Source organism: Streptomyces milbemycinicus (assembly GCF_002154605.1).
GTDB lineage: Bacteria > Actinomycetota > Actinomycetes > Streptomycetales > Streptomycetaceae > Streptomyces > Streptomyces milbemycinicus.
Map to the genome: position 1 here is coordinate 1 of NZ_MUNE01000514.1, position 701 is coordinate 701.

1 protein-coding gene is annotated in these 701 nt (G+C 70.6%); it reads left to right on the forward strand.

Features of this window, described 5'->3' with window-relative positions:
• Positions 1 to 701: NAD(P)H-dependent glycerol-3-phosphate dehydrogenase (locus CCN51_RS36070; protein ID WP_086860546.1), on the forward strand; the 701-nt coding region annotated here is incomplete at both ends.

Consider the following 701-nt stretch of genomic DNA (forward strand, 5'->3'; position numbering starts at 1 on the left):
GTGTCGCTGATGAAGGGCATCGAGCAGAGCAGCCACCTGCGGGCGAGCCAGATCATCACCGAGGTGACCGGCGTGAGCGCCAACAGGGTCGCGGTGCTGTCCGGCCCGAACCTGGCCCGCGAGATCATGGACGGCCAGCCCGCCGCCGCCACCGTCGCCTGCACCGACGAAGACGCCGCCCACCGCTTCCAAAAGGTGTGCCACACCCCCTACTTCCGGCCATACACCAGCACCGACGTAACTGGCTGCGAGCTGGGCGGCGCGGTGAAGAACGTCATCGCACTCGCGGTCGGCATCGCCTCCGGTATGGGCCTGGGCGACAACGCCGCAGCCATGCTCATCACCCGCGGGCTGGCGGAGACCACCCGCCTCGGCGTCGCCATGGGCGCCGACCCGCTCACCTTCTCCGGTCTGGCCGGCATGGGCGACCTGGTGGCCACCTGCTCCTCCCCGCTCTCCCGCAACCGCACCTTCGGCACCCACCTCGGTCACGGCCTAAGCGTCGAGCAGGCGATGGCCGCCACCCGGCAGACCACCGAGGGCGTCAAATCGGCCGAAGCGATCCTCGCCCTGGCCCACGCCCACGACGTCGAGATGCCGATCACGGAAGTCGTCTCCGCTCTGCTGCACGAGAAGGTCACCCTCGACGAGGCCGCAGCCGCGCTGATGCAGCGGCCCCCCAAGCCCGAGCGCTGCCCCCC